Origin of the sequence: Formosimonas limnophila, from assembly GCF_014652675.1 — a bacterium.
Taxonomy (GTDB): Bacteria; Pseudomonadota; Gammaproteobacteria; order Burkholderiales; family Burkholderiaceae; genus Hydromonas; species Hydromonas limnophila.
Window position 1 is genome coordinate 49,702 of the sequence record NZ_BMZG01000007.1, and the last position, 23,150, is coordinate 72,851.

The 23,150-nt window shown below is 48.8% G+C and carries 26 protein-coding genes and 1 pseudogene; 8 read left to right on the forward strand and 19 right to left on the reverse strand.

Features of this window, described 5'->3' with window-relative positions:
- Positions 1 to 165 precede the first annotated feature (165 nt).
- The 3 genes from purH to dusB all read right to left on the reverse strand — a co-directional run bounded on the left by purH (position 166) and on the right by dusB (position 3,160).
- The gene (gene purH, locus IE082_RS07440) at positions 166 to 1,761 is read right to left on the reverse strand and encodes a bifunctional phosphoribosylaminoimidazolecarboxamide formyltransferase/IMP cyclohydrolase (protein WP_189493288.1); all 1,596 of its coding nucleotides are present in this window, start codon (positions 1,759 to 1,761) and stop codon (positions 166 to 168) included.
- 64 nt (positions 1,762 to 1,825) lie between these two features.
- Positions 1,826 to 2,101, reverse strand: coding sequence for a helix-turn-helix domain-containing protein (locus IE082_RS07445; protein WP_229809764.1), 276 nt, complete (start codon positions 2,099 to 2,101; stop codon positions 1,826 to 1,828).
- Between the two features lie 63 nt (positions 2,102 to 2,164).
- Positions 2,165 to 3,160 (reverse strand): tRNA dihydrouridine synthase DusB, encoded by a 996-nt coding sequence (gene dusB / locus IE082_RS07450; RefSeq protein ID WP_189493289.1) that lies wholly within the window; start codon positions 3,158 to 3,160, stop codon positions 2,165 to 2,167.
- Between the two features lie 221 nt (positions 3,161 to 3,381).
- Between dusB and IE082_RS07455 the strand changes: the two genes are divergently transcribed.
- On the forward strand, positions 3,382 to 4,497 hold the full coding sequence (locus tag IE082_RS07455; protein ID WP_189493290.1) for a TRAP transporter substrate-binding protein: 1,116 nt from the start codon (positions 3,382 to 3,384) through the stop codon (positions 4,495 to 4,497).
- A 164-nt stretch (positions 4,498 to 4,661) separates the two neighbouring features.
- Here IE082_RS07455 and rsfS read toward each other — a convergent pair.
- The 5 genes and pseudogenes from rsfS to IE082_RS07480 all read right to left on the reverse strand — a co-directional run.
- Positions 4,662 to 4,994: pseudogene (rsfS, locus tag IE082_RS07460) on the reverse strand (ribosome silencing factor); the annotation flags it as partial.
- Between the two features lie 158 nt (positions 4,995 to 5,152).
- A complete protein-coding gene (gene nadD / locus IE082_RS07465) occupies positions 5,153 to 5,860 on the reverse strand; it encodes a nicotinate (nicotinamide) nucleotide adenylyltransferase (protein WP_189493292.1) in 708 nt (235 codons plus the stop codon).
- A gap of 7 nt (positions 5,861 to 5,867) precedes the next feature.
- The gene (gene hemF / locus IE082_RS07470) at positions 5,868 to 6,779 is read right to left on the reverse strand and encodes an oxygen-dependent coproporphyrinogen oxidase (protein ID WP_189493293.1); all 912 of its coding nucleotides are present in this window, start codon (positions 6,777 to 6,779) and stop codon (positions 5,868 to 5,870) included.
- Positions 6,780 to 6,855: 76 nt separating this feature from the next.
- Complete coding sequence (gene purD, locus IE082_RS07475; RefSeq protein WP_189493294.1) at positions 6,856 to 8,124, reverse strand: phosphoribosylamine--glycine ligase; 1,269 nt, start codon at positions 8,122 to 8,124, stop codon at positions 6,856 to 6,858.
- Positions 8,125 to 8,131: 7 nt separating this feature from the next.
- The gene (locus IE082_RS07480) at positions 8,132 to 8,614 is read right to left on the reverse strand and encodes a hypothetical protein (protein WP_189493295.1); all 483 of its coding nucleotides are present in this window, start codon (positions 8,612 to 8,614) and stop codon (positions 8,132 to 8,134) included.
- A gap of 257 nt (positions 8,615 to 8,871) precedes the next feature.
- Between IE082_RS07480 and IE082_RS07485 the strand changes: the two genes are divergently transcribed.
- Positions 8,872 to 9,375, forward strand: coding sequence for a disulfide bond formation protein B (locus tag IE082_RS07485; protein WP_189493296.1), 504 nt, complete (start codon positions 8,872 to 8,874; stop codon positions 9,373 to 9,375).
- 29 nt (positions 9,376 to 9,404) lie between these two features.
- Here IE082_RS07485 and IE082_RS07490 read toward each other — a convergent pair whose 3' ends face one another.
- From IE082_RS07490 to IE082_RS07520, 7 genes are all read right to left on the reverse strand, one after another.
- Complete coding sequence (locus IE082_RS07490; RefSeq protein ID WP_189493297.1) at positions 9,405 to 10,070, reverse strand: fused DSP-PTPase phosphatase/NAD kinase-like protein; 666 nt, start codon at positions 10,068 to 10,070, stop codon at positions 9,405 to 9,407.
- Entirely contained in the window at positions 10,052 to 10,369 is a 318-nt protein-coding gene (locus IE082_RS07495) for a c-type cytochrome (protein WP_189493298.1), read from the reverse strand. Before IE082_RS07495 ends, IE082_RS07490 begins: the two co-directional genes overlap by 19 nt.
- Before the next feature lie 96 nt (positions 10,370 to 10,465).
- The gene (locus tag IE082_RS07500; protein ID WP_189493299.1) at positions 10,466 to 10,825 is read right to left on the reverse strand and encodes a c-type cytochrome; all 360 of its coding nucleotides are present in this window, start codon (positions 10,823 to 10,825) and stop codon (positions 10,466 to 10,468) included.
- 99 nt (positions 10,826 to 10,924) lie between these two features.
- Complete coding sequence (locus IE082_RS07505; protein WP_229809765.1) at positions 10,925 to 11,464, reverse strand: dihydrofolate reductase; 540 nt, start codon at positions 11,462 to 11,464, stop codon at positions 10,925 to 10,927.
- On the reverse strand, positions 11,464 to 12,258 hold the full coding sequence (locus IE082_RS07510) for a thymidylate synthase (protein ID WP_189493300.1): 795 nt from the start codon (positions 12,256 to 12,258) through the stop codon (positions 11,464 to 11,466). The genes IE082_RS07505 and IE082_RS07510 overlap by 1 nt, the downstream gene beginning before the upstream one ends.
- 25 nt (positions 12,259 to 12,283) lie before the next feature.
- A complete protein-coding gene (locus IE082_RS07515) occupies positions 12,284 to 12,844 on the reverse strand; it encodes a cob(I)yrinic acid a,c-diamide adenosyltransferase (RefSeq protein ID WP_189493301.1) in 561 nt (186 codons plus the stop codon).
- Positions 12,845 to 12,852: 8 nt separating this feature from the next.
- Positions 12,853 to 13,338 (reverse strand): YajQ family cyclic di-GMP-binding protein, encoded by a 486-nt coding sequence (locus tag IE082_RS07520; RefSeq protein WP_189493302.1) that lies wholly within the window; start codon positions 13,336 to 13,338, stop codon positions 12,853 to 12,855.
- Between the two features lie 91 nt (positions 13,339 to 13,429).
- Here IE082_RS07520 and murB point away from each other — a divergent pair, with 91 nt between their 5' ends.
- From murB to IE082_RS07540, 4 genes are read left to right on the forward strand one after another with little or no spacing between them, the layout of a single operon-like run.
- Positions 13,430 to 14,479 (forward strand): UDP-N-acetylmuramate dehydrogenase, encoded by a 1,050-nt coding sequence (gene murB, locus IE082_RS07525; RefSeq protein WP_189493303.1) that lies wholly within the window; start codon positions 13,430 to 13,432, stop codon positions 14,477 to 14,479.
- 2 nt (positions 14,480 to 14,481) lie between these two features.
- Positions 14,482 to 15,099, forward strand: a complete 618-nt coding sequence (locus tag IE082_RS07530) for a DNA-3-methyladenine glycosylase family protein (RefSeq protein WP_189493304.1) — start codon at positions 14,482 to 14,484, stop codon at positions 15,097 to 15,099.
- Between the two features lie 22 nt (positions 15,100 to 15,121).
- Positions 15,122 to 15,841 (forward strand): tRNA (guanosine(46)-N7)-methyltransferase TrmB, encoded by a 720-nt coding sequence (gene trmB / locus IE082_RS07535; RefSeq protein ID WP_189493305.1) that lies wholly within the window; start codon positions 15,122 to 15,124, stop codon positions 15,839 to 15,841.
- The gene (locus IE082_RS07540) at positions 15,813 to 16,370 is read left to right on the forward strand and encodes a pilin (RefSeq protein ID WP_229809766.1); all 558 of its coding nucleotides are present in this window, start codon (positions 15,813 to 15,815) and stop codon (positions 16,368 to 16,370) included. Before trmB ends, IE082_RS07540 begins: the two co-directional genes overlap by 29 nt.
- Positions 16,371 to 16,411: 41 nt before the next feature.
- On the opposite strand, the gene IE082_RS07545 is transcribed toward IE082_RS07540, so the two are convergent.
- Positions 16,412 to 17,350 (reverse strand): bifunctional riboflavin kinase/FAD synthetase, encoded by a 939-nt coding sequence (locus IE082_RS07545; RefSeq protein ID WP_189493307.1) that lies wholly within the window; start codon positions 17,348 to 17,350, stop codon positions 16,412 to 16,414.
- Positions 17,351 to 17,494: 144 nt separating this feature from the next.
- Between IE082_RS07545 and IE082_RS07550 the strand changes: the two genes are divergently transcribed.
- Positions 17,495 to 18,352 (forward strand): bifunctional transcriptional activator/DNA repair enzyme AdaA, encoded by an 858-nt coding sequence (locus tag IE082_RS07550; RefSeq protein WP_189493308.1) that lies wholly within the window; start codon positions 17,495 to 17,497, stop codon positions 18,350 to 18,352.
- Positions 18,353 to 18,432: 80 nt separating this feature from the next.
- On the opposite strand, the gene IE082_RS07555 is transcribed toward IE082_RS07550, so the two are convergent.
- Positions 18,433 to 19,338 (reverse strand): LysR family transcriptional regulator, encoded by a 906-nt coding sequence (locus IE082_RS07555; RefSeq protein ID WP_189493309.1) that lies wholly within the window; start codon positions 19,336 to 19,338, stop codon positions 18,433 to 18,435.
- A 150-nt stretch (positions 19,339 to 19,488) separates the two neighbouring features.
- Here IE082_RS07555 and IE082_RS07560 point away from each other — a divergent pair, with 150 nt between their 5' ends.
- Positions 19,489 to 21,009 carry a peptide MFS transporter gene (locus IE082_RS07560; protein WP_189493310.1) on the forward strand — a complete coding sequence of 507 codons (1,521 nt, stop codon included), beginning with the start codon at positions 19,489 to 19,491 and terminating at the stop codon, positions 21,007 to 21,009.
- 95 nt (positions 21,010 to 21,104) lie between these two features.
- Here the strand turns inward: IE082_RS07560 and lysS are convergent, their stop codons facing one another.
- The gene (lysS, locus tag IE082_RS07565; protein ID WP_189493311.1) at positions 21,105 to 22,631 is read right to left on the reverse strand and encodes a lysine--tRNA ligase; all 1,527 of its coding nucleotides are present in this window, start codon (positions 22,629 to 22,631) and stop codon (positions 21,105 to 21,107) included.
- Between the two features lie 67 nt (positions 22,632 to 22,698).
- Positions 22,699 to 23,148, reverse strand: a complete 450-nt coding sequence (locus IE082_RS07570) for an Ivy family c-type lysozyme inhibitor (RefSeq protein ID WP_189493312.1) — start codon at positions 23,146 to 23,148, stop codon at positions 22,699 to 22,701.
- Between the last annotated feature and the right edge of the window lie 2 nt (positions 23,149 to 23,150).

The window sequence follows — 23,150 nt, forward strand, 5'->3', positions numbered from 1 at the left end:
CCAACTTCTACAAAAGAAATGTGAGGGTTCTGTAATAAGTAAATATATTCGATTAATCAGCAATCTTTAGCTTGATTTTTGGGGTGATTAGCACTTCAGAGCAGTCACTCGTTAGTTACTTATTGATAGCCCGAATGATGTAACTGTTTGTTTTCCTAGTGTATTTTAGTGTCTAAAATGTCTCACACCCGTAAACACCATGGCAATCCCACGCTCATCGGCTGCGGCAATCACTTCGTCGTCACGCATTGAGCCACCAGGCTGAATCACGCAGGTGGCGCCGAAGTCGATGACCACGTCCAGTCCATCACGGAATGGGAAGAACGCATCCGAGGCGACTGAAGAGCCTGCGAGTGAGAGACCTGCGGCTTGGGCTTTGATGGAGGCGATTTTGGCGGAATCCAAACGGCTCATTTGACCGGCACCGACACCAAGGGTCATGCCGCTTGCACAGTAGACGATGGCGTTGGATTTGACGTATTGTGCGACTTGCCATGCGAAGAGCATGTCGTCAATTTGCGCGTCGGTCGGTGCGATTTTGGTGACGATTTTGAGGTCTTCTTTTTTGAGGAAATGATTGTCTGAGGTTTGAATGAGTAAACCTGAGCCGACGCGCTTGACGTCTTGCGCGTTGCGACCTTGCTCCCAATTCGTACCTGATTTTTTCACGCCGCTCATGTCGATTTTGAGCACGCGCACGTTCTTTTTCGCTTCAAAGATGGCGAGTGCTTCGGGTGTGTAGTCAGGGGCGATTAATACTTCAACAAACTGCTTAGACACTGCTTCGGCTGCTGCTGCGTCACAAACCACGTTGAACGCGATGATGCCGCCGAATGCTGAGGTTGAGTCGGTTTTGAATGCTTTGCTGTAGGCTTCAAGCGCATTGACACCGACCGCCACACCGCATGGGTTGGCGTGTTTGATGATGACGCAGGCAGGCGCATCGAATGATTTCACACATTCCCACGCCGCGTCTGCGTCGGCGATGTTGTTGTAGCTGAGCTCTTTGCCTTGCAACTGCACTGAGGTCACGAGTGAGCCAGGGGCTGGGTACAGGTCGCGGTACAGCGCGGCCGATTGATGCGAGTTTTCGCCGTAGCGCAGGTCCTGCACTTTGACCATGTTGGCATTGTGTTGTTCGGGGAAGGCGGCGCGTGTGGCGACGTCGCGTGTGTCGGGGTTGATGGTTGAGAGATAGTTGCTGATGGCGGCGTCGTATTGGGCGATGCGGTTAAACGCGGCGACGGAGCAGGCGAATTTGGTCGAATCAGACACATCGCCACTGGCTTTGAGTTCGCTCAGTACTTGTTCGTATTGTGCCGCGTCGGTGAGCACGACCACGTCTTTCCAGTTTTTCGCCGCTGAGCGCACCATCGCGGGGCCGCCGATGTCGATGTTTTCGATGGCATCTTCGAGTGTGCAATCGGCTTTGGCAACGGTCGCCTCGAATGGGTAGAGATTGACCACCAGCATGTCTATGGTTTCGATGCTGTGTTCAGCCAGTGCCGCCATGTGTTCGGGTAAATCACGTCGTGCCAGCAAACCACCGTGGATTTTCGGGTGCAGTGTTTTCACTCGTCCATCCAGCATTTCAGGAAAGCCTGTGTGGTTGGCGACTTCCACCACGGGTAAACCGTTGTCACTCAATAATTTGGCCGTGCCGCCTGTCGAGAGCAGTTTGACGTTGTGTGCGTGCAGGGCTTGCGCGAGTTCGAGTACACCTGTTTTGTCAGAGACGGACAATAATGCGGTTTTAATCATGGGAGTTCCTGTGGGTTGGGTTGTTGCCATGGGTTGAGGTGGAAATCGATACGGGATGTGTTAGCTACAGCAAATCATATTGAACGAGTTTTTTGCGTAGCGTGGCGCGGTTCATGCCGAGCCACGCGCTGGCTTGGCTTTGGTTGCCACGGGTTTTTTCCATGACCAGCTCAAGCAGTGGTTTTTCGCACGCGGCAAGCATCATGTCATGTAGATTATGTGGTTCTGCATCATCCAGTGCTGTGAGATAGACGTTGAAATGGTGCTGAACGCATTCTGAGATGTCGACCATGTCGTCATGGGTGAGTTCGTCGATGAGTTGGAAGCTTAAGCTGTTCATTGTTTTTATCTGATGTGTGAGGTTTTAAGAGTTATTGGTGTTTTTGGTATTTTGTGCGATTTTTTATGATAAGTAAGGCAGTCGTTCGTGATGACTGGCCAAATCATCAAAAAAATCAGCCACAGCGCGGTGCTGTGTTTGGGTGTCGAGCAGGGTGTTCATTTGCTGACGAAAGGTCTCGCCACCCACCAAATCACTGACGTACCAGCCGATGTGTTTGCGTGCCGTCAATAAACCAGTGCGTTCGCCATAAAAATCATAATGGTGCGTGAGATGCTCGAGCAGGACGTTTTTTGCCTCAATGACCGTGGGTGGGGGCAGGTGTGTTCCCGTGTCTAAAAACGCCGCGATTTCTCGAAATATCCACGGACGACCTTGAGCCGCGCGGCCAATCATGATGGCGTCTGCGCCTGTGTATTTTAGAACGTCACGAGCCTTTTGGGGGCTGGCAATATCGCCATTGGCGACCACAGGAATCTTGACGGAGGCTTTCACTGCACGGATGGTGTCGTATTCAGCGTCACCTTTGTAACCATCAGCACGGGTGCGGCCATGCAGTGTGAGCATTTGGATGCCTGTGTTTTCAGCGATGTGGGCGATGGATAAGGCGTTTTTATTGTCTCTGTCCCAACCTGTACGAAATTTTAGTGTCACGGGGACATTGACGGCGTTCACGACGGCCTCAAGAATCTCTGCCACGAGTTTTTCATCACGCAATAATGCAGAGCCTGCGGCGACGTTACAGACTTTTTTGGCAGGGCAGCCCATGTTGATGTCGATGATTTGAGCGCCTTTGTCCACATTAAAAGATGCTGCGTGCGCGAGCATGGCGGGATCTGAACCTGCAATTTGTACGGCGATGGGCGCGGTTTCGCCCTCGTGGTTCAAGCGTCGTGTGCTTTTGTCGGTTGCCCACAGTTGCGGGTTTGAGGCGGCCATTTCGGACACGGCGTAGCCCGCGCCGAGTTTTTTACAGAGTTGGCGAAACGGTCTGTCCGTCACTCCAGCCATGGGGGCGACGAAAAGATTGTTTGGAAGAAGGTGTGGGCCGATGCGCATTTTGGAAAAATGAGCCGCCCAAAAAGAGTGGGCGGCCTGATTTATAATATTGCTTAAAAAATAAGCATGATTGTACCAAAACGGCCAAGACGCCGTGATGGAATATGAGCGCATCGTGGATAATAAGTATTTTGTTTTGGAAAAAAATATGGCACAATCGTTGGCGATGGTCATGCCTATAGGCACGATCTCTCATAATTAAATCAACCAAAGGAGTAGACATGGAACGTCGTTCGTTTTTAAAAAAAGCGGGTGTTGCCGCAGGCGCTGGTGTATTGGCCGCGTGTGGTAAAACTGAATCGGGTGCAGCTGCGGGCGCGGCAGCATCAGGTACAAAGATAGAGTGGACGTTGGCGTCAAGTTTCCCTAAAAACTTAGACACCATTTACGGCGCGGCAGAAGTATTTGCCAAACGTGTCAAAGAACTCTCTGGTGGTAACTTCATCATCAATGTCAAAGCCGCTGGCGAAATTGTCCCAGGTCCTGAAGTCATGAACGCGGTCAAAAACAAAACCGTACAAATCGGCCACACCGCGTCGTACTACTTCTTTGGGACGGATGCGACGTTTGCATTTGACACCGCTGTGCCATTTGGTTTGACCTCACGTCAACACACCGCGTGGATGATGCATGGCGGTGGTATGGAAGTCATGCGCGAGTTCTTTAAACAGCACAATATTGTTAACTTCTTGGGCGGTAATACGGGCACCCAGATGGGTGGTTGGCTCAAAAAAGAAATCAAATCGGTTGAGGACCTTAAAGGCTTGAAACTACGTATCGGTGGTTTTGCGGGTAAAGTGCTATCGAAACTCGGCGTGGTGCCTCAGCAGATTCCTGGTGGTGAAATTTACACTGCGTTGGAAAAAGGCACGATTGATGGTGCAGAGTGGGTTGGTCCTTATGACGACGAAAAGCTCGGCTTTTATAAAGTAGCGCCGAACTACTACTACCCTGGTTGGTGGGAGGGTGGTGCGAATTTGTCATTTTATATCAATGCCGAAGAATACGCCAAGCTGCCCGATGCCTATAAAGTCATTGTTGAGACAGCCTCTCTCGAAGCGCATACCGACATGCAGGCCAAATACGATGCCAAAAATCCAATGGCTTTGGCGAGCTTGCTGGGCAACGGTGCAAAATTGCACAAATTCCCCGATGATGTGATGATGGCTGCGTTTAAAGCCACTCAAGAGGTCTTTGCCGAAGAGTCTGCCAAGAATGCTAACTTCAAGAAAGTATTCGATAGCTGGATTACTTTTCGTCACAATCAAATGCAATGGTTTGGTTTGGCTGAGAAATCCTATGCTGACTTCACCACGGCCAATCCGTGGAAACCGTAAAACAAATTTCGCTTGGATTCATTCAACAAAACACCCGATATTTAATCGGGTGTTTTGTTGTTTTTCTCTTGCGACTCAAGGTCTAGGGGGGTAGCCGTCGAAAAAGTGTTTTTGGTTGAAATTTTCAATGACATCAAGCATGAGGTTTTTCAGCTCGCGACATCCCAAAGTTCTTCGAGGTTATAGTAGGCGCGAATCGGTGCCTGCATGATGTGTACCACGATATCGGCACAATCAACCAGTACCCATTCACCAGTTTCTTCGCCCTCGGTTGAAAGAATGTCGCCGCCGTTTTCTTTGACTTTCTCGTGAACGTGGCCTGCTAGTGAGCGTGTTTGGCGGTTACTGCTGCCTGTAGCGATGATGACGCGGTCGAATTCATCAGAGATGGTTTCTGTGTTGAATATTTTGACGTCAGTGGCCTTTAAATCATTGAGTGCGTCTATGATGATGGCTTGTAATTTGTCTGTGGTAAGGGTATTTTGCTTGCGTGCCATGTAAAAACTTTCTTAAATTCTTTAATGCGAGTTTCACCGAATGATCATCGCTGAGAATAAAAATGGCGCCGTGTGGCGCATTGCGTTTGTTGTTGGGTAAGAGATAGGCGTCATTGTAGCATTTTCGGTGGTGCATCAAGTACTTATCAGTGCTTATCTCAGAGATGAGGTTGTTTTTTATCTCCATACAACTGATGTTGTTGTATGTAGGCCGCGACTGATGGCGATAGTTGCGACAAAATAGCCTGATTTTCAGCTGTGGGAGTTTTCAGTGCGGCACGTATAGCGCTTGATGAAATATGCATTTTTGGTAAATTGAAGGTCACAAAATATCCGTTTGGATGATTCTGCCATTCATCGGCTTGCGATAGATGAGTTAGATAGTAACTTTTGAGTGATTCGTGTAGGTCATCTGCCGTTACTTCATGCCCCGCTCTTTGCGCGACAGCGATGTGGCACAGGTTGAGCAGTTCGTCCCAACGATGCCATGTGGTCAGATTACTGAGTTGATCTGAGCCCATAATCCAAACCAAAGGGGTATTTGTTGGGTGCGAGCTGCTTAATTGCTTGAGTGTTTGAATGGTGTAACTCGGTTGAGACAACGAGGCTTCTATACTATTTAGCGTGATGGGATAGGGGGGGGGGGCTTGCTTTTCCCAGTTTTGCGCGTCGTCATTTAATGCGGCTTTTACCATGGCCACGCGATGCACTGAGGCAATCACATGGGGTTTTTGCCATGGCTGGCCCGCAGGAATCACCTGTATGCTGGACAGTTTGAGTTGCTCACGAGCTGCGTGCAACAACGCAAAGTGTGCCAAGTGCGGTGGGTTAAAACTGCTGCCAAATAGGCCAATGGGTGAACTCATGTTTCGCTTATAACCAGTCTCGGATGGGCAAAAAGTCTGTCAGTAAACGAGCTTCTTCTGAGTTGGCGTCTGGTGTGTATTGGTATGCCCAATTTGCGACAGGTGGCATGGACATGAGAATCGACTCGGTTCGCCCACCACTTTGCAAGCCAAAATGTGTACCTCGATCGAGAACGAGATTGAACTCAACGTAACGTCCGCGGCGGTAGTTTTGCCAGTTTTTATGGGCATCTGTGTAAATGTCATTGCGGTGTTTCTCGACAATCGGTACATAGGCCTTTAAAAAAGCATTGCCCACGGACTGAGTCATGGCAAAAGCGGTCTCAATATCAGGGGCACTCTGGTCATCAAAAAACACACCGCCAATACCGCGCGCCTCACCTCGGTGTTTCAAATAAAAATATTCATCACACCATTTTTTGAAGGTGGGGTATTTGTCTGAACCAAAAGGTGCTAATGCATCGTGGCAGGTTTGGTGGAAGTGCACGCAGTCGTCGATAAAGCCGTAATAAGGCGTTAAGTCCATACCGCCGCCGAACCACATGACATCGGCTTCACCTTCTTTTTTCGCCACCAACCCACGCACATTCATGTGGACGGTGGGCACGAATGGATTGCATGGGTGCAACACCAGCGAAACACCCATGGCATCAAAACCACGGCCAGCCAGCTCAGGTCGGTGTTGTGAAGCCGATGGCGGCAGTGAAGCACCGCTGACGCGAGAAAATGCCACGCCGCCGCGCTCAAACACATTGCCGCCTTCAATAATGGCTGTGATGCCATGTCCCTGTAGAGGTGCGTCGGCTTCTTTTTTCCATGCGTCTCGTCGAAAGCTTTGTCCATCAGCAGCTTCAAGCTCAGAGACTATGGCGTTTTGCAAGTTGGTGAAATAATCGTAGAGTTGGTTTGGATTGGTCATGATGATTCAAATTGTGTTTAACAATAAACGCATCTTGTCTCAATGTGACAAATGCGCCCCACAGAAATACAAAATTTTAAATAAGCTCAGCGGCACGATAACCTATGTCTTTTCTATATTGCATACCGTCGAATTGAACATTGGTCATCTGCGTGTACGCCGTTTGTTGCGCTTCTTTTAAGGTGCGACCCAAAGCGGTAACGCAGAGTACACGCCCGCCACTGGTGATGACTTGACCGAATTGTTCGGTGGTTCCTGCATGAAATATGACGCAGTTTAGGGTATTTTCTGGTGTGCTGATGACGTCGCCGACGCGCGGAGTGGCTGGGTAGTTGTGTGCTGCGACGACTACCCCCAGTGCGACACGATTATCCCAGTCAAGCTGCACCTGATTCAATGTGCCGTGAGCACCGTGACGGAGTACTTCAAATAAATCAGAGTTCAGGCGCATCATAATCGGCTGGGTTTCAGGATCGCCCATGCGGCAGTTGAATTCAAGCACTTTGATAGAGCCATCTGGTTTAATCATCAGCCCCGCATACAAAAAGCCAGTGTAGGTGATGCCGTCTTTTTTCATTCCCGCCAGCGTTGGGTAAATAACTTCGCGCAGGGCGCGCTCGTGAACCTCTGGGGTCACAATGGGGGCTGGTGAGTATGCGCCCATGCCGCCAGTGTTTGGGCCTGCATCGCCATCAAGTAAGCGTTTGTGGTCTTGCGAAGTGGCTAAAGGCAAGGCATGTTCGCCATCGCACAGCACGATAAAACTCGCTTCCTCACCGTCGAGGAACTCTTCGATGACGACACGCGCCCCAGCATCGCCTAAACGATTATCAGCAAGCATGTCGTCAATCGCCTCATGGGCTTCGGCAAGAGTCATGGCCACCACAACGCCTTTACCAGCTGCCAAACCATCCGCTTTCACCACAATAGGCGCTCCGTGGGTATTGACGTAATCATGAGCAAGCGCTGCATCAGTGAAGTCAGCGTAGGCGGCTGTGGGAATGTTGTGCCGTGCCATGAAGGCTTTGGCGAAGGATTTAGAAGACTCAAGTTGTGCAGCGGCTTGAGTCGGACCAAAAATGGTCAAGCCTGCTGCCCGAAAAGCATCCACCACACCTTTTGATAAGGGGGCTTCGGGGCCGACCACTGTTAAAGTGATTTGGTTGTCTTGCGCGAACTTGACGAGAGCCGCGTTGTCTACCTGTGTGATGTTTTGGACTTTTTTCATCTGAGCTGTGCCCGCATTGCCTGGTGCGACAAAAACAGTAGAGATTTGGGCGGATTGTGCCATTTTCCAAGTGAGGGCGTGTTCACGGCCGCCTGAGCCAATAATTAGGATGTTCATGATGTGTTTACTCTGTAATGTTTTTACAAGAAGGGGTTTTAGTGATTTGCTTTTCAAGCAGCTCTTTACTTGGTTCAACTGCCCCGATGGTGTCGGCAAAAGCAGTGAGACCCTTTTCACTATCGACGGACAGATGACTGGCGAGGATATCGGTAATCTCATCAATGCTTTGGGCGTCGTAATTAATGTTCTGTTTTGCTAACTCTCTTGAAGAAGTACCGACCTCGTTGAGCTGTTTGGCAGGCAGTTTTTTGATGAAGTCTTGACAAAAAGACTCCAGCATGATTGGGCTCGTCATGACGTCAGACAAACATTTATTCATCTCTTCTGAGTTTTCTTGTGTCGACTCATTGAGTGTAGTGGCGATAAGAGCCTTGTACAAAGCCATCAGTGATTTATTTTCTACGAGGGAGTTGTGTGAATTTTGTGCAAAGGCTAGTTCATTGCTCAGTAAGCAAAGTGTGACAGCGGCTTTCGCAAGTAAACGCACGGGTAATCCTGTGCGGTTGACATTAATTTGATATTTTACCTGACTTAGACTTTATGAGACTGAATTTTCTTCTGATTATTGGCGGAGTCGGTAGAAAAGCAGTCCATGAAATTCCAGTCCGAACGCGACTTGTGTGACTGCTGTTAAACTATGAAAGTCATTAAGAAATGCCAATAAATATAGCGCGTTCATCACAAAATAACGCGAAACAACAGTAAAATGGGCATGACAATTTAAAATATTACATGGGGTCGTCAATGGTTCAGAAAAAAAGACTGTTTGGTCCGAAAGTTCAAAATTTTCGTTTGTTTTATGCGCTACTGTTGGTGTTGTGCGTTGGGGCGTTGGTTGTGGCGTATTATCTACAAAGCGCCCAAGGATTAGCACCTTGCCCTCTGTGCATTATTCAGCGATTTGGTTTTATGTGGTTGGCTGTTTTTGCTTTGTGTGGTCTGTTGCGTGGGCGATTGGGCTGGTTGGGAAATGCTTTGGCGGCTTTTGGGGGGGCTGTGGCGGTCGCTGTTGCTGGATACCAAAATTGGTTACTCATAAATCCATCCGCCACTTGCGTGATGGATGATCCACACAAAAATTTCGTCAATGATTTACCCACAGCTCAATGGTGGCCGGAGATGTTTAAAGTATCTGGTTCATGCACTGCACCATTAGAGCCATTTTTGGGTTTACAAATTCCTTTGTGGGCGTTGATTGCTCTGCTTTTTGTCACTTTGGGTTTTGTGATTCGCCTGATTCGTCGTTAAAATACGTGACGCATGTGAGTGATGATGGCTCAATTTTTGACTTGTTCTTTTAGTTTCGCCACATCCAAATTCATGATGTAACGCTCTAAATTCGCCCAAATGATGTGATAATCAAAGCCGTCTTGCTTCATTTCTGCAATGGCGGTTTTTTTGTCCCAATCTTGCACCACGATTCGATAAATCGCCACCATCATCCCTGTGCGGTCTGCACCGTGCTTGCAGTGGAGCAAAATAGGCTGCTGCGCTGGGTCAGTCACAGCTTTGAGAAATCGAATCACATCTTCGTCCTCGGCGTGCCACGTGTTGAATCGAATGTGGTGGTAGTTCAGTTGTGATTGTGTGGTCAGTAGTGCGTCCGCTTCGTCGTGTGCCGCACGTAGGTTAATCAGTGTCTTGATGGTTTGGCCGTTGAGCACCAATGGTTCATTGAGTTTGAGTGTGACCACACCTGACAGAGGTGGCTGTGCACTGCGAAACAGCGTGGGTGAAACCTGATGAACATTGAATAATCCCAGTGGAGGGTTGGTTACAGGTTGTGCCCAATGAGAGGGACGCTCGACACTGGGTAGTGCAGGGTAAGTGGCGCATCCAGAGAGCAGAGTTGTTGTGAGAAAAAACGCAGCTCGCGTGGTGCGTGCTGCGTTTTTCGTCAGATAGCCTGGTTTGATGGTTTGTCTCACTGAGTCAGCATCCATTTAACCAGCGCATTCATGTCCGCGTCTGAGATGTTCGGTTGTGCAGGCATCGGGGTTGAGCCCCAGACACCGACTACGCCGCGGCGCACTCTGTCAGCGATTTTGGTGGCTGCACCGGGTTCATCTTTGTAACGCTTGGCGATGTCTTGGAATGAAGGGCCGATGATTTTTTTGTCGAGTGAGTGGCAGCGAAAGCAGTCGTTGGCTTTGGCGATTTGCGGATTGGCTGATGCATTGAGGCTGGTGAGTGCCAATGTGGTTAATAAGGTTGTTGTGGTGAGCGTGCGTTGAATACTCATGGCGTTTATCCCAAAAAATCAATGTTCCGGTTAAAAAGTCCGAACCTGCAAGCTCTAAAGTCTTGGGTGGTCAGTTTGGTTGACAGCGGAGATGGGTTATTGCGCCAAAATCCATTGGGTTAAGGCATTGAGGTCGCTCTCAGAAATACGGCGGTTCGCGGGCATTTTTTCTTGGCCAAACAGCGAAGTGATGCCGTTGCGCACCACATCTTTGATTTCGGAGGCATCTGAGCGTTGGGCGATGGTACGAAACGATGGCGCTTTTTTCTTGCTGTCGATGGCATGGCATTTAAAGCACTGTTGATCACGTGCGATTTGCTCGTTGGCCAGTGTTGTACCGCTCATCAGGCAGCCTGCGAGCAGTGCGACGGCGAACAAACCTGCGCGGTTCAGACCATGGGTTAGAAAGGGGCTGTTTTGGTATCCGTTCTTTTGGGTTTTGTTTGGTTGGGTCATGATTGAATGAAGTCTCGTGTGGTTTATGACAAATTGCTCGGCATTTTAACGCAAAGTCCTGATTGGTGTTGCCTATTCAATTGAGCAGCTTAGATGGCTTTATCCGTGCGACGCTTCTTGATTATCGAGTCGATAATCCACAAAATCATAATCCAAACCACTCATATCGTCATGATTTGTCTCTCGAGATATTTCCACCCACTCTGCTCGGTGCCATTCAGGGAAAAAAGCATCTGCCTCAAATTTGTGCTTAATCTCCGTTAAAACCAGTCGTTGTGCCAACGGCAATGCTGCCGCATAAATTTGCGCGCCACCAATGACAAAGACTTCGGGTGTGATACCTTCTGGTTGGTGCTCGACATGACTGGCCAGCGAAATCGCCGCCTGCAACGTCGGCACCACTACACAACCCTCAATCGTCAAGTCCAATTGGCGCGAAATGACGATGTTTAATCGTTTGGGTAAAGGGCGGCCAATCGAGTCATAAGTCTTTCGCCCCATGATAATGGGGTGGTTCAGCGTGGTTTTTTTAAAAAACTGCAAGTCATTCGGCAAATGCCAAAGCAGTTGATTGTCTTTGCCCAAGGCGCGATTGGCGGCGACGGCGGCGATGAGGGTGATGCGGGGCTGATTCATCATTACACTGCCACTGGCGCTTTAATCGGCGCATGGTGTTGGTAATTCAAAAATTCAAAATCCTCAAACGCATAGTCAAAAATAGAGTCGGGTGTGCGTTTGATGTTTAGCTGAGGCAATGGTAACGGCTTACGGGCGAGTTGGGTTTGGACTTGCTCAAAGTGGTTGTTGTACAGATGGCAGTCGCCGCCTGTCCAGATGAAGTCTTTGACCTTTAGCCCTGTTTGTTGCGCGACCATGTGCGTCAGCAAAGCATACGAAGCGATGTTGAACGGTACGCCGAGAAATATATCTGCGCTGCGCTGGTACAACTGGCACGATAACTGGCCATCAGCAACGTAGAATTGAAAAAAAGCGTGGCAAGGTGGTAGTGCCATGCGCGGAATGTCGGCGACATTCCATGCCGAGACGATGATGCGGCGCGAGTCGGGCGTGGTTTTGATTTGCTCGATGACTTGGGCGAGCTGGTCGATGTGGCCGCCTTGACCGTCTGGCCATGAACGCCATTGGTGGCCGTAGACGGGGCCGAGATTGCCGTCTTCACGTGCCCATTCGTCCCAAATCGTCACGCCGTGTTTTTGTAGCCATTTGGCATTGGTGTTGCCTTGGATAAACCAGAGTAATTCGTAAATGATGGATTTGACGTGGACTTTTTTTGTGGTCAATAGCGGAAAGCCCTTTGTGAGGTCAAAACGCATCTGATGCCCAAAAACCGAGCGCGTGCCGGTGCCTGTACGGTCTGTTTTGTCGGTGCCATGCTCAAACACATGGCGCATGAAGTCGAGGTAGGTTTGCATAGTTTATTGGATAAAGCGTTGCGGTTTATTGATTACCACGCCAGTAAGTTTCGGGGTGCTGTGCGTTTTGGTTGAGGACACGTGCCATGATAAAAAACACATCTGAGCAACGGTTGAGAAATTGTATTGCAGTGGCGTTGATGGGTTCGAGTTGATTCAATGCAACCAGACTGCGCTCCGCACGACGTGCCACAGTACGGCAGACGTGTGCTTGACTGGCGGCGAGTGTACCACTGGGCAGAATGAATTCTTTGAGTGCTGATAGCTGCGCATTGTACCGTTGTCCCCAGCCGTCCAGCGTGTCTAATGCACCTGCTGCCAAAAACGTCATTCCTGGCACGGCCAGCTCTGAGCCGACTTCAAACAAATGGTGCTGCACGACGATGAGAAACTCATCAATGGCTTTGTCATCGTCAGATGCGTGGACGCGCAGGCGCGAGCGCAGTAAACCGATGTGGGCGTTGAGCTCGTCCACGTCTCCCATTGCGACAAATCGCGGGGCGGATTTTGGGTGACGCGAGCCATCGGCTAGTGCGGTTGTGCCATCGTCGCCTGTTCGTGTGGTGATGTCGTCAAGTCGGTTCATAAAGCTTCTTAATCGCGGAAATTGTCAAATGACAAAGGTAAATCAGCCAAGTCTTTGCGCAGCAGTGCCATTGTCGCTTGTAAATCATCGCGTTTGGCACCTGTGACTCGCACGGTATCGCCTTGGATGGCGGCTTGGACTTTGAGCTTGGCGTCTTTGATGACTTTCACGATTTTTTTGGCATCTTCTTGAGCAATGCCGTTTTTGACTTTAATCAGTTGTTTGACTTTATCACCACTGACTTTCTCGACTTTTTCTTCAACGAGAAATTTCGCGTCGACGCCGCGCTTGGTGCATTTGTTGCGTAAGATGTCGAGGACTTGCTCGCGCTGAAAATCAGAGTCAGCGTGGATGGTTAAGTCGAATTCTTTTTGATCGACTTTGGCATTTGAGCCTTTGAAGTCAAAACGGCCTGTGATTTCTTTGTTGGTTTGGTCAACAGCGTTGCGAAGTTCTACCGCGTCGGCTTTTAAAACTGTGTCAAATGAGGGCATGTGGTTCTCCTGTTGCGAAAAATAGTGGGTAATTATACCTGTGTTGCTATAATGTCGCGTTTTCTTTACTTAACTTAAATAAGTGCTTTGTATGAATGAGTTTTTGCCGCAGCGTGATGTGGATTTGACATCGCTCAATACGTTGGGCTTCTCTGTGTGCGCACATCGCTATGTGGCGATACGTTCGGCACGGGAGTTATCGTCGTATTTCAAAGCGTATCCCGATGAGGATTGCTTTGTACTCGGTGGTGGTAGTAATCTCGTCCTCACGCGCGACATCGATGCGACTGTGTTGCACATGCAAAGCCGTGGTGTGGCAGTGTACGAGGAGACAGATACTCACGTCGTTGTCGGTGTTCAGGCGGGTGAGATCTGGCATGACTTTGTGATGGCGAGTGTGGCGCGAGGTTGGTTCGGCTTAGAAAATTTGGCGCTGATTCCAGGTACGGTGGGCGCATGTCCTGTGCAAAACATCGGCGCGTATGGCGTTGAAATCAAAGATGCGTTACACAAAGTCAAAGCATGGGACAGACTGACCCAGTCGTGGGTGTGGTTTGACAATGCGCAGTGTGAATTTTCCTATCGAGACAGTGTGTTTAAACATGCGTTTTTGGATGAGGCTTGTACACAGTCGCGTTACGTGATTAGTAAAGTGTTTTTTAAACTGCTCAAAGACAAAACGCAGTGGCAACCGAAAATCGGTTATGGCGACGTTGCGACACGTGTGGCTGATTTGGCAGCAGGCGGTGAGGTTACAGCTGTGCATGTTGCGCAGGCCATCATCGAGATTCGCAGCACTAAGCTCCCTGACCCTAAAGTTTTGGGTAATACGGGAAGTTTCTTTAAAAATCCCATTGTGGATGCAGCACTTGCCGCTCAACTGAAAACGACTCATCCGAATGCACCCATGTACCCACAACCCGATGGCACCGTCAAAATCGCAGCCGGTTGGTTGATTGAACAAGCGGGTTTTAAAGGCTTGCGAGATGGCGCGGTGGGTGTGTATGAGAAGCAAGCATTGGTGCTCGTGCATCATGGCGGCGGAACTGGTGCTGAATTAATGGCGCTGGCACAGCGAATTTCGGCAGCGGTTTTTACGCAGTTCGGCGTGCGTATTTCACCAGAGCCAATGGTGATTTAATCATGGATGACGCGCAATGGGCGAGTGCCTGCCGTGAGTTATCGCGCCGCGACCCAGTCATGAAAGAGCTGATTCGTACGTTCAAAGGCTCGCGCATTGTCAGTCGCGGTCAGCCGTTCGTCACGCTGGTACGCTCGGTGGTGGGGCAACAAATTTCGGTTAAGGCTGCCGATGCGATTTGGACACGGTTTTGTGTGTTGTGTCCGTGTATCACGCCGAGGCATGTTTTGGCACTCACGCATGATGAGTTGCGCAGTGTTGGCTTGTCCGTGCGTAAAGTCGAATACATCCACGCAGTTGCCGAGTTTTTTGATACGCGCCGTGTTGGGCCTGCTTATTGGGCACGTCGCACAGATGATGAGATCATCGCCGAGTTGTCCAGTATTCGCGGCATCGGTCGCTGGAGTGCTGAGATGTTTCTCATGTTCACTCTGTTGCGCCCGAATGTTTTTCCCACTGATGACATCGGGTTGTTGCGTGGATTAGAAAAACATTACGGCGTTGGACGGCTCACGCCTGCTGCGGCCAAACACCAATTTTTTGAGCAATTTTCGCCATGGAACACCGTCGCCACTTGGTTTCTCTGGCGCAGTTTAGACCCCGTTGAAGTCCAATATTAATCAAGTTAATGAAGTTGACCTTATGACCCAAGAAGAAAATTCATCGATTTACGGCCACATCAAAAGTTTTGTCTACCGAAAAGGCCATTTTTCAGAAGCGCAGCGACGCGCTTACGAAACGCTCACCCCTATTTACGGTGTCCCTTATGAAAAACAGTTAAAAACTGAAGCCGACTGGGCGACGATATTTGGTAACAACAACCCAGTCGTGCTCGAAATCGGCTGTGGCATGGGCGAAACCACCGCCAGTATCGCCGCCGCCAACCCTGATACCAACTACATCGGGGTAGAGGTATTTACCGCAGGCGTTGGCGCACTGCTCAAACGCATTCAAGAACGCGATCTTAAAAACCTACGCGTCATTCAACACGATGCAGTTGAAATCATCCGCGATATGATTGTGCCTGAAACGCTGCAAGGTGTTCATGTCTATTTTCCCGACCCGTGGCACAAAGCGCGACATCACAAGCGTCGCCTCATTCAGTCGCCTTTCGTTCATGAACTGGCATTGCGGTTGAAAGTAGGTGGATATATACACTGTGCGACGGACTGGCAAAATTATGCGGAACAAATGTTGGAAGTCTTGTCGCAAGAGATGCTTTTGAATAATACGGCCCAAGATACATCATTGGGTGGCTATATCCCCCGACCCGATGCTCGTCCTTTGACGAAGTACGAAAATCGCGGTAATCGCCTTGGGCATGGTGTTTGGGATGTACTTTTTGAGAAAAGTCGGTTATAATCGCCGCGTTATTCGTATTTATACACAAGGTGTGGCAAAAATGAACGTTTGTGATTTTTTATCAAAACTTTTAAAAGTGCGTAAATCAAGCGCAGTAGCCTCACAAGCAGGTTTTACGTTGCTTGAAATGTTGGTGGTCATCGCTGTGGTGGGGGTTTTGGCAGCGATTGCGGTGCCACGATTTCAAAATAGTTTGCAAAAAGCCCAGTTTGTTGAGGTAGTGAATGCGGCTGGTCCTTACAAAGCAGCTGTTGAACTATGCCGTCAAAAAACTGGCTCCTACACAGATTGTGATGAAGCCACAAACGGTGTTCCTCCCAAAACGACCAATGATACAACTACCACAAAGAGTAATGTGAAGTCGGTCAGTGTAGCTGATGGTGTTATCACTGTAACTGCGGCTGATAAATTTAAGTCTGCGGGTAAAACAGAAGATATGACCTACGTTCAAAAACCAGCAGACTCTGGTTCAGCGATATCATGGAGTGTTAGCGGAGAATGTGTTGCAGCAGCTTTATGCGACAATTGATAGGTTGTATGCAATAAGAAACCGCTCATCTGGGCGGTTTTTTACATTTGGTTCTTAATGAAAAACGACTTGGCATCGTCAACGTCTTGTTGAATTGCATCCATCAGTGTGGTGAGGTTGTCAAAATGCGCTTCGTCTCTGATTTTGTGATGCAGCGTAACCTGAGCGATTTGCCCATAAACCTGCTCGTTGAAATCAAAAATAAACACCTCTAACCAACACTGACCGTTGTTTTTGACGGATGGTCTGTGACCGATGCTGGCAACACCTTGAAAGGTTCGCGTACCCAAAGCGACGGTGACAGCATAGATGCCATGACTTGCGAGGTGCTCTGGCATTTTTAGATTAATTGTGGGGACGCCGATGGTGCGTCCCAATTGTTGTCCGTAGATAATGTGGCCTGACAATGTGAGTGGGTGGCCAAGCTGCTGCGTTGCTTGAGTCAAATCCCCAATCGCTAAAGCCGCGCGGATCGCTGAACTGGAGACACGCTCGCCTTCGAGTGTCACAGTTGGTGAGCTGGCCAGAGTGTAACCATGGGTCTTTTGCTCTTGAGTCAGTTGTGCGAAGTCACCTTGGCGTTTTGCGCCGAATCGAAAGTCATCACCGACCATTAAATGTTGGGTGTTGAGGGCGTCAATCAGAATTTGTTTGATGAAATCTTGTGCGCTCATTTTGGCCAAATGAGTATTGAACGGCAAGATGACCACATCATTGATGCCATGACTCTGCAATAAACGAACTTTATCTCTCAATGTCAGAATTTGTTTGGGAATAGGGTGGTTGGCTTTTTTGGCAAAAAAAGCTTTGGGATTAGGGGTGAAAGTGATGACGGTGGACGTGAGTTCGCGCTGCTTTGCGACGCTGACCAGCTCTTTGAGTATTTCACTGTGACCAAGGTGAACGCCGTCAAAGTTGCCGATGGTGACGGCACGCGCGATACATGCATGGTGTGGTCTGAGGCGGCGAATGAGTGGCATACTAACGATTGGTTGATGAGGGTGCGCAATTATAACGCATGGGACTGGCGTGGTGAGTATTTGATGTGTTTCGCAAGAATCGGGTCGCTTGATAGGATGAGTCATTTTAAAATCAAACATTTTTATTGGCGCGAGGGTAACTAAATGAATCATTTTGAGCGAGCAGCTCAAGCCATGCAGTGGCTGATTGAGCACCAGCATGAGCAACCGAGTTTGACTGAGCTGGCCAAAGCAATGTCGGTGAGCGAGTTCCATCTACAACGTTTGTTCTCTGATTGGGTCGGTGTGAGCCCCAAGCGGTTTTTACAGCAGTTGACCATTGAACGTTTGAAATCGGGATTGCGTCACGATGCAACAGGAGCTTTGTTAAATCATGCGTTTGATGCGGGTTTGTCTGGTGGTGGGCGGCTGCATGATTTGTTTGTGGGCTTAGAGGCGATGACACCAGTGGAGTATCGTGATGGAGGTGCAAACCTGACGCTGAGGTGGGATGTGTTTGCAACCAAATTCGGTGACATGGTGGTGGCGCAGACGACTCGTGGGATTTGTGTGCTAGCGTTTGTGGATGCAGAGCAAAAGCCAGAGACTTTGATTTTAGAGCGTTTTCCGCAGGCACAACTGCTTCAAGGCGACAGTGATTTTCGTGATGATTTGACCGCTTTGTTGGATGGTGTCATGCGTGCACAGCCGAGGCGAGCATTGCCTGTTTTGGTTAAAGGAACGAATTTGCAAATTCAGGTTTGGCGCGCTTTGTTGACCGTGCCATTTGGCAAGGTGGTGACTTATCAAACATTGGCTAAACAAGTGAATCGGCCTGCGGCGGTGCGGGCTGTCGCGAGTTGTGTGGCGGCCAATGCCATTGCGTACTTGATACCTTGCCACCGCGTGATTCGCAGCAGCGGCGTGCTCAATCACTATCGTTGGCGTCCTGAGCGTAAAGCGGCTTTGATTGGTTGGGAGCGGGTTTTGTCTGATCCATCGCCTGAGATTAAGCGACTGTGACACAATAAGAAACCCGACTCCCTGAGAGTCGGGTTTTCTTTTGGTGGCGATTTACAGACAGAGGCAAGATTTTAGGAGTGTCACATTTTGGCGGCGTATTGCTCATAAATGGTTTGGATGATTGAAAGCGTCGATTGTATGAGTTCTGAAGACTCAAGGTTCTTTTGATAAGCAACAATGTAATCAAACTGTACTGTTGGTGTAATGGGGCGCGTGGAGACACCTAAGCCAAGCCAATTCTTAGCGGTAAAGGGTTCTGTGATGGATAGGCCCAAACCTGCGGCAATCAGAGCGTAGCGAGTATGAGCCGTTTGTGTTCTGAGAAGACATGTGTTGGTGATGTGGTGACGCTCGAGCAGTGCATGTTCATCTGAGTGAACGAAGGGGCTGATGGGAAGCCATTCAATGATGGATTCGCCCTCTAAATCTTCGAGTTTAACTTGTTCTTTTTGAGTTAATCGATGCCCATGTGGCATGGCGCACAAGGCATCGACAGAGCCGAGTCGCCTGCGGTTCACGCCAGATGTCACGGGAAAGTCGAGGCACATAGCCATATCGGCAACACCTCGTTGCATCATGCTGCGGATGTTGGCCAGTTCTGTGGTGTGAATATCTATATGCAGCTGTGGGTATGTTTTTTGAATGGCGGCAATACATTCGGGAAGCAATGTGCTGGAAATCGTCGGCGAACATGCCAGTGTGATTTTTTGAACAGTGTTCTGTCGAATGGTTTTGGCCGTGTTGCTCAGTCGCTCTATGCCTAAAAAATGAGTTTCCATTGACTCGAAAAATAATGAGCCTTGTTCTGTTAAAGCCAATCGCCCTTTAGCTCGGTCAAACAGCATGAATCCAAGTTCATGCTCAAGGTCTTTGACCAAGCGGCTCACGGCAGGCTGTGTAATAAACAGTTGAGTGGCGGCCTCTTGGACTGAGCCTGCGCTGACGACGGCGCGAAAGGCTTCGAGTTGCCTGAACTTAAAACTCATAATCCACCCCTTGGCATAAAAAAGTTAGTTTATAACATTTACATATGTCACATAAGTTTTAATAATTAGATTTTATGAGTTATCCAGCCTATGATTCAAACTGAAGGTTCTAATTAAAAACGGGTTCAAAAATAAACTCAAGGAGACAATATGAACACCAGCGTTCGATACCCAGCAGGTTTGGGCTCGCTCTTTTTCGCAGAAATGTGGGAGCGTTTTAGTTACTATGGCATGCGCGCCATTTTGGTTTTATTCTTGGTTGATCAGGTCAATAACGGCGGTATGGGGCTCGAAAAGAGTGAGGCTGCTGCGATTTATGGCCTTTATACAGCGGCAGTCTATATTTTTGCGCTGCCTGGTGGCTGGGTGGCAGACCGATTCTTAGGGGCGAAAAAGTCAATCATTCTGGGCGGCGTGATTATCATGATTGGTCATATTTTATTGGCCGTTTCGTCAGACGTACAAAGTATTTTTTATTTTGGTTTATTTTGCATTGCGGTCGGTACGGGTTTATTAAAGCCCAATATTTCAAGCATTGTCGGCAGTTTGTACGATAAGAATGATGTGGGTGGACGCGATGCGGGGTTCTCTGTTTTTTACATGGGCATCAATTTAGGTGCCATTTTAGGTGGCTTTGTGGTCGGCTATTTGGGCGAGTCTATTAATTGGCACTTGGGTTTTGGAGCGGCAGCCGTCGCTATGTTTTTGGGCTTGGTTAACTTTATGTACGCCAGCAAACGCTCCTTAGCAGGTAAAGGCGAAGCCCCAATGCGCCAGCCTACCGCAGCATTAATTGCCAAACCACCTACTCACCGTGGTTTGACGCTCATGATTAGCGCAGCATTTGTCGCTCTGGTCGGTGTTTTGGCTGTACTTGGTAAAATTGATTTATCCAACGCGGTTGGCTGGGCTGGTGCGATGGGGGTTATCATTGTCGGTATTGCGGTGGCGTTTTTCATCAATATTTACTTAGCTGGTGGTTTAACGACTGATGAGAAAAAGCGCATGATTGTATTGGCTGTGCTGTTTTTTGGTGCTGCATTGTTTTGGTCAGGCTTTGAGCAAGCTGGCTCGTCATTGAGTATTTTTGCCAGCGACATGACACAACGGCAGTTTGGTGATACAGAGGTTCCTGCATCGTGGTTTCAAAACTTAAACCCCTTTTTTATCCTCACATTAACGCCTTTTATCGCATGGTTTTGGATGCGGCAACAAGCCAAGGGACGCAACTTTTCAGTGTTCACTAAGTTTGGTTTGGCGTTGATTCTGATGGGAGTTGGTTATTGGATTTTAGTTCCTGCGGCGAAAATCGCTGTGACGGGTGAGAAAGTCTCGTTTATGTTTTTAACCATGACTTACCTGATTCACACCGTGGCTGAGTTGATGTTAAGCCCAGTTGGTTTGAGTACGTTTTCACGTTTGGCACCTGAGCGCTTTACCAATCAGTTGATGGGCTTTTGGTTTGTCGCAGCGTCATTGGGTAATTTATTGGCGGGTTTGCTGGTGGCGGGTATGGATACTGAAAGTCCAACGGGCTTGCCTGATGCATTCAACCAAATGTTCATCACCAGCACGGTGTTTGGTGTGGTGTTGCTCTTGCTCGCTAAACCGATTACTAAATGGGCTTTGGGAGGCAAAGAGATGTTGGCGGATGATTCTGCTAAGCATTGATGGGTGCTATAAAAGTATCTGAAGTATAGAGTATTAAAAGGCCGACTCATGTGAGTCGGCCTTTTATGTGATTGCAGGTTACTTAAAAGATTTGCTTAAAACTCTTCTTTACGCAAATGCGGGAACAGCAGCACATCGCGAATATTGGGTGAGTCAGTAATGAGCATCATTAAGCGATCAATGCCAATACCGCAGCCACCTGTTGGAGGCATACCGTATTCCAAAGCGCGGATGTAGTCGGCATCGAAATACATGGCTTCGTCATCACCCGCATCTTTGGCCGCGACTTGGGCGAGGAAACGAGCGGCTTGATCTTCTGGATCATTCAACTCGGAGAAGCCATTGGCGATTTCTCGACCTGTCATAAACAGCTCAAAACGTTCTGTTATATTGGCATCTTTGTCAGAAGCACGCGCCAATGGTGAGACTTCGACAGGGTAGTCGATGATGAATGTCGGATTCCACAGCAGATGTTCAGCGACTTCTTCAAACAATGCCAATTGCAATGCGCCCAAACCTGCGTTTTTCATCGGTGCGGCATTCATGTCCACACCCTTTTTCTTAAGCTCACTGCGCAAGAATTCGAGGTCGTCCAAAGCCGTACCAACATAGTTTGGCGCGTATTTTTCAATGGCGCCCGTGATGGTGAGACGGTCAAATGGTTTGGATAAGTCCAACTCTTTCGTTTGGTAGGTTAACACGGCGCTGCCCGTGGCGCGAGTGGCGACTTCGCGGATGACTGACTCGGTGTAGTTCATCATCCATTCGTAGTCTGTATAAGCCGCGTAGAACTCCATCATGGTGAATTCAGGGTTGTGACGGGGCGAAACGCCTTCGTTGCGGAAGTTGCGGTTGACTTCAAACACGCGCTCAAAACCGCCAACAATCAAACGCTTGAGGTAGAGTTCAGGCGCAATGCGTAAGAACATTTCCATATCAAGTGCATTGTGGTGGGTTTTGAATGGTTTAGCCGACGCGCCACCCGGAATCGGGTGCAACATCGGCGTTTCAACTTCCATGAATTGATTGTCAATCATGAATTCGCGCAGCGCATTCATGGCTTTGCTGCGTTTGATGAATGTGTCACGGGTTTGTTCTGAGACGATCAGATCGACATAACGTTGGCGATATTTGAGCTCTTGATCGGCCAAGCCGTGGAATTTGTCTGGCAAAGGGCGCAATGATTTACTGATGAGCTGTAGCTCAGAGCAACGCACGGATAACTCGCCTTTGTTGGTTTTGAATAAGGTTCCGCTTGCTGCAATGATGTCGCCCATATCCCAGTGTTTGAACGACTCATGTGTGTCCGCGCCGATGCCTTCATCATTGATGTAAAACTGGATTTGACCGGTTGCATCTTGCACCGTGGCGAAACTGGCTTTGCCCATCACGCGCTTGAGCATCATGCGACCAGCGATTGATACTTCAATTGCGCGCTCCTCTATCTCTGTTTTGTCCAGAGCCTCAAACTCGGTTTGGAGTGCACCTGCTCGGTGAGAGGGTGTGAAATGATTGGGGTAGGCTGCACCTTGCTCACGCCATTTGGTGAGTTTCTGGCGTCGTTCAGCGATGATGCTGTTTTCGTCAATGATGGGGTCGGTGCTTTGATTTTGGTCGGTCATGATAGTCAATGGTTAAAAAATAAAAAACGCCGTGGTCACATTCACGGCGCTTGAGAAAGATGTTGATTTAACGAAGTCCGCTGGCCGTGCTTAAAATCTGCTTCACAGTGGCGTTGGGGTTGCCAATCCACGTGGTTTTGCCATCGAGTTGACCCACGGCAAAGGCTGCTTTTGTGACGGGATCGAATACGACAAACAATTCATTTTTATCACATTCGCGTGCTTTGCAGGTGTTGAGTAAAACAAATTTGGTGGCGCCACTGGTGATGACTCGAGCGGGTGCTGCAGGACCTGCCCCTTGTCTAACCCATGAAGGTACTGTGATTTTTGATGTTTTAAATGCCTTGTAAATGGCCGCACGAAATGTTGAGTTGCGGTTCCAGTCAAAATAATAAGACTGCTCAATCTGCTTTTGGGTCAATGTCTCAAACTTGGTTATTTGCACAGCCTGTGCATTTGGTACAGATAACCCCAGTAGGCTGACGAACAATGTGACGGCTGATATTTTTTTTAGCATTG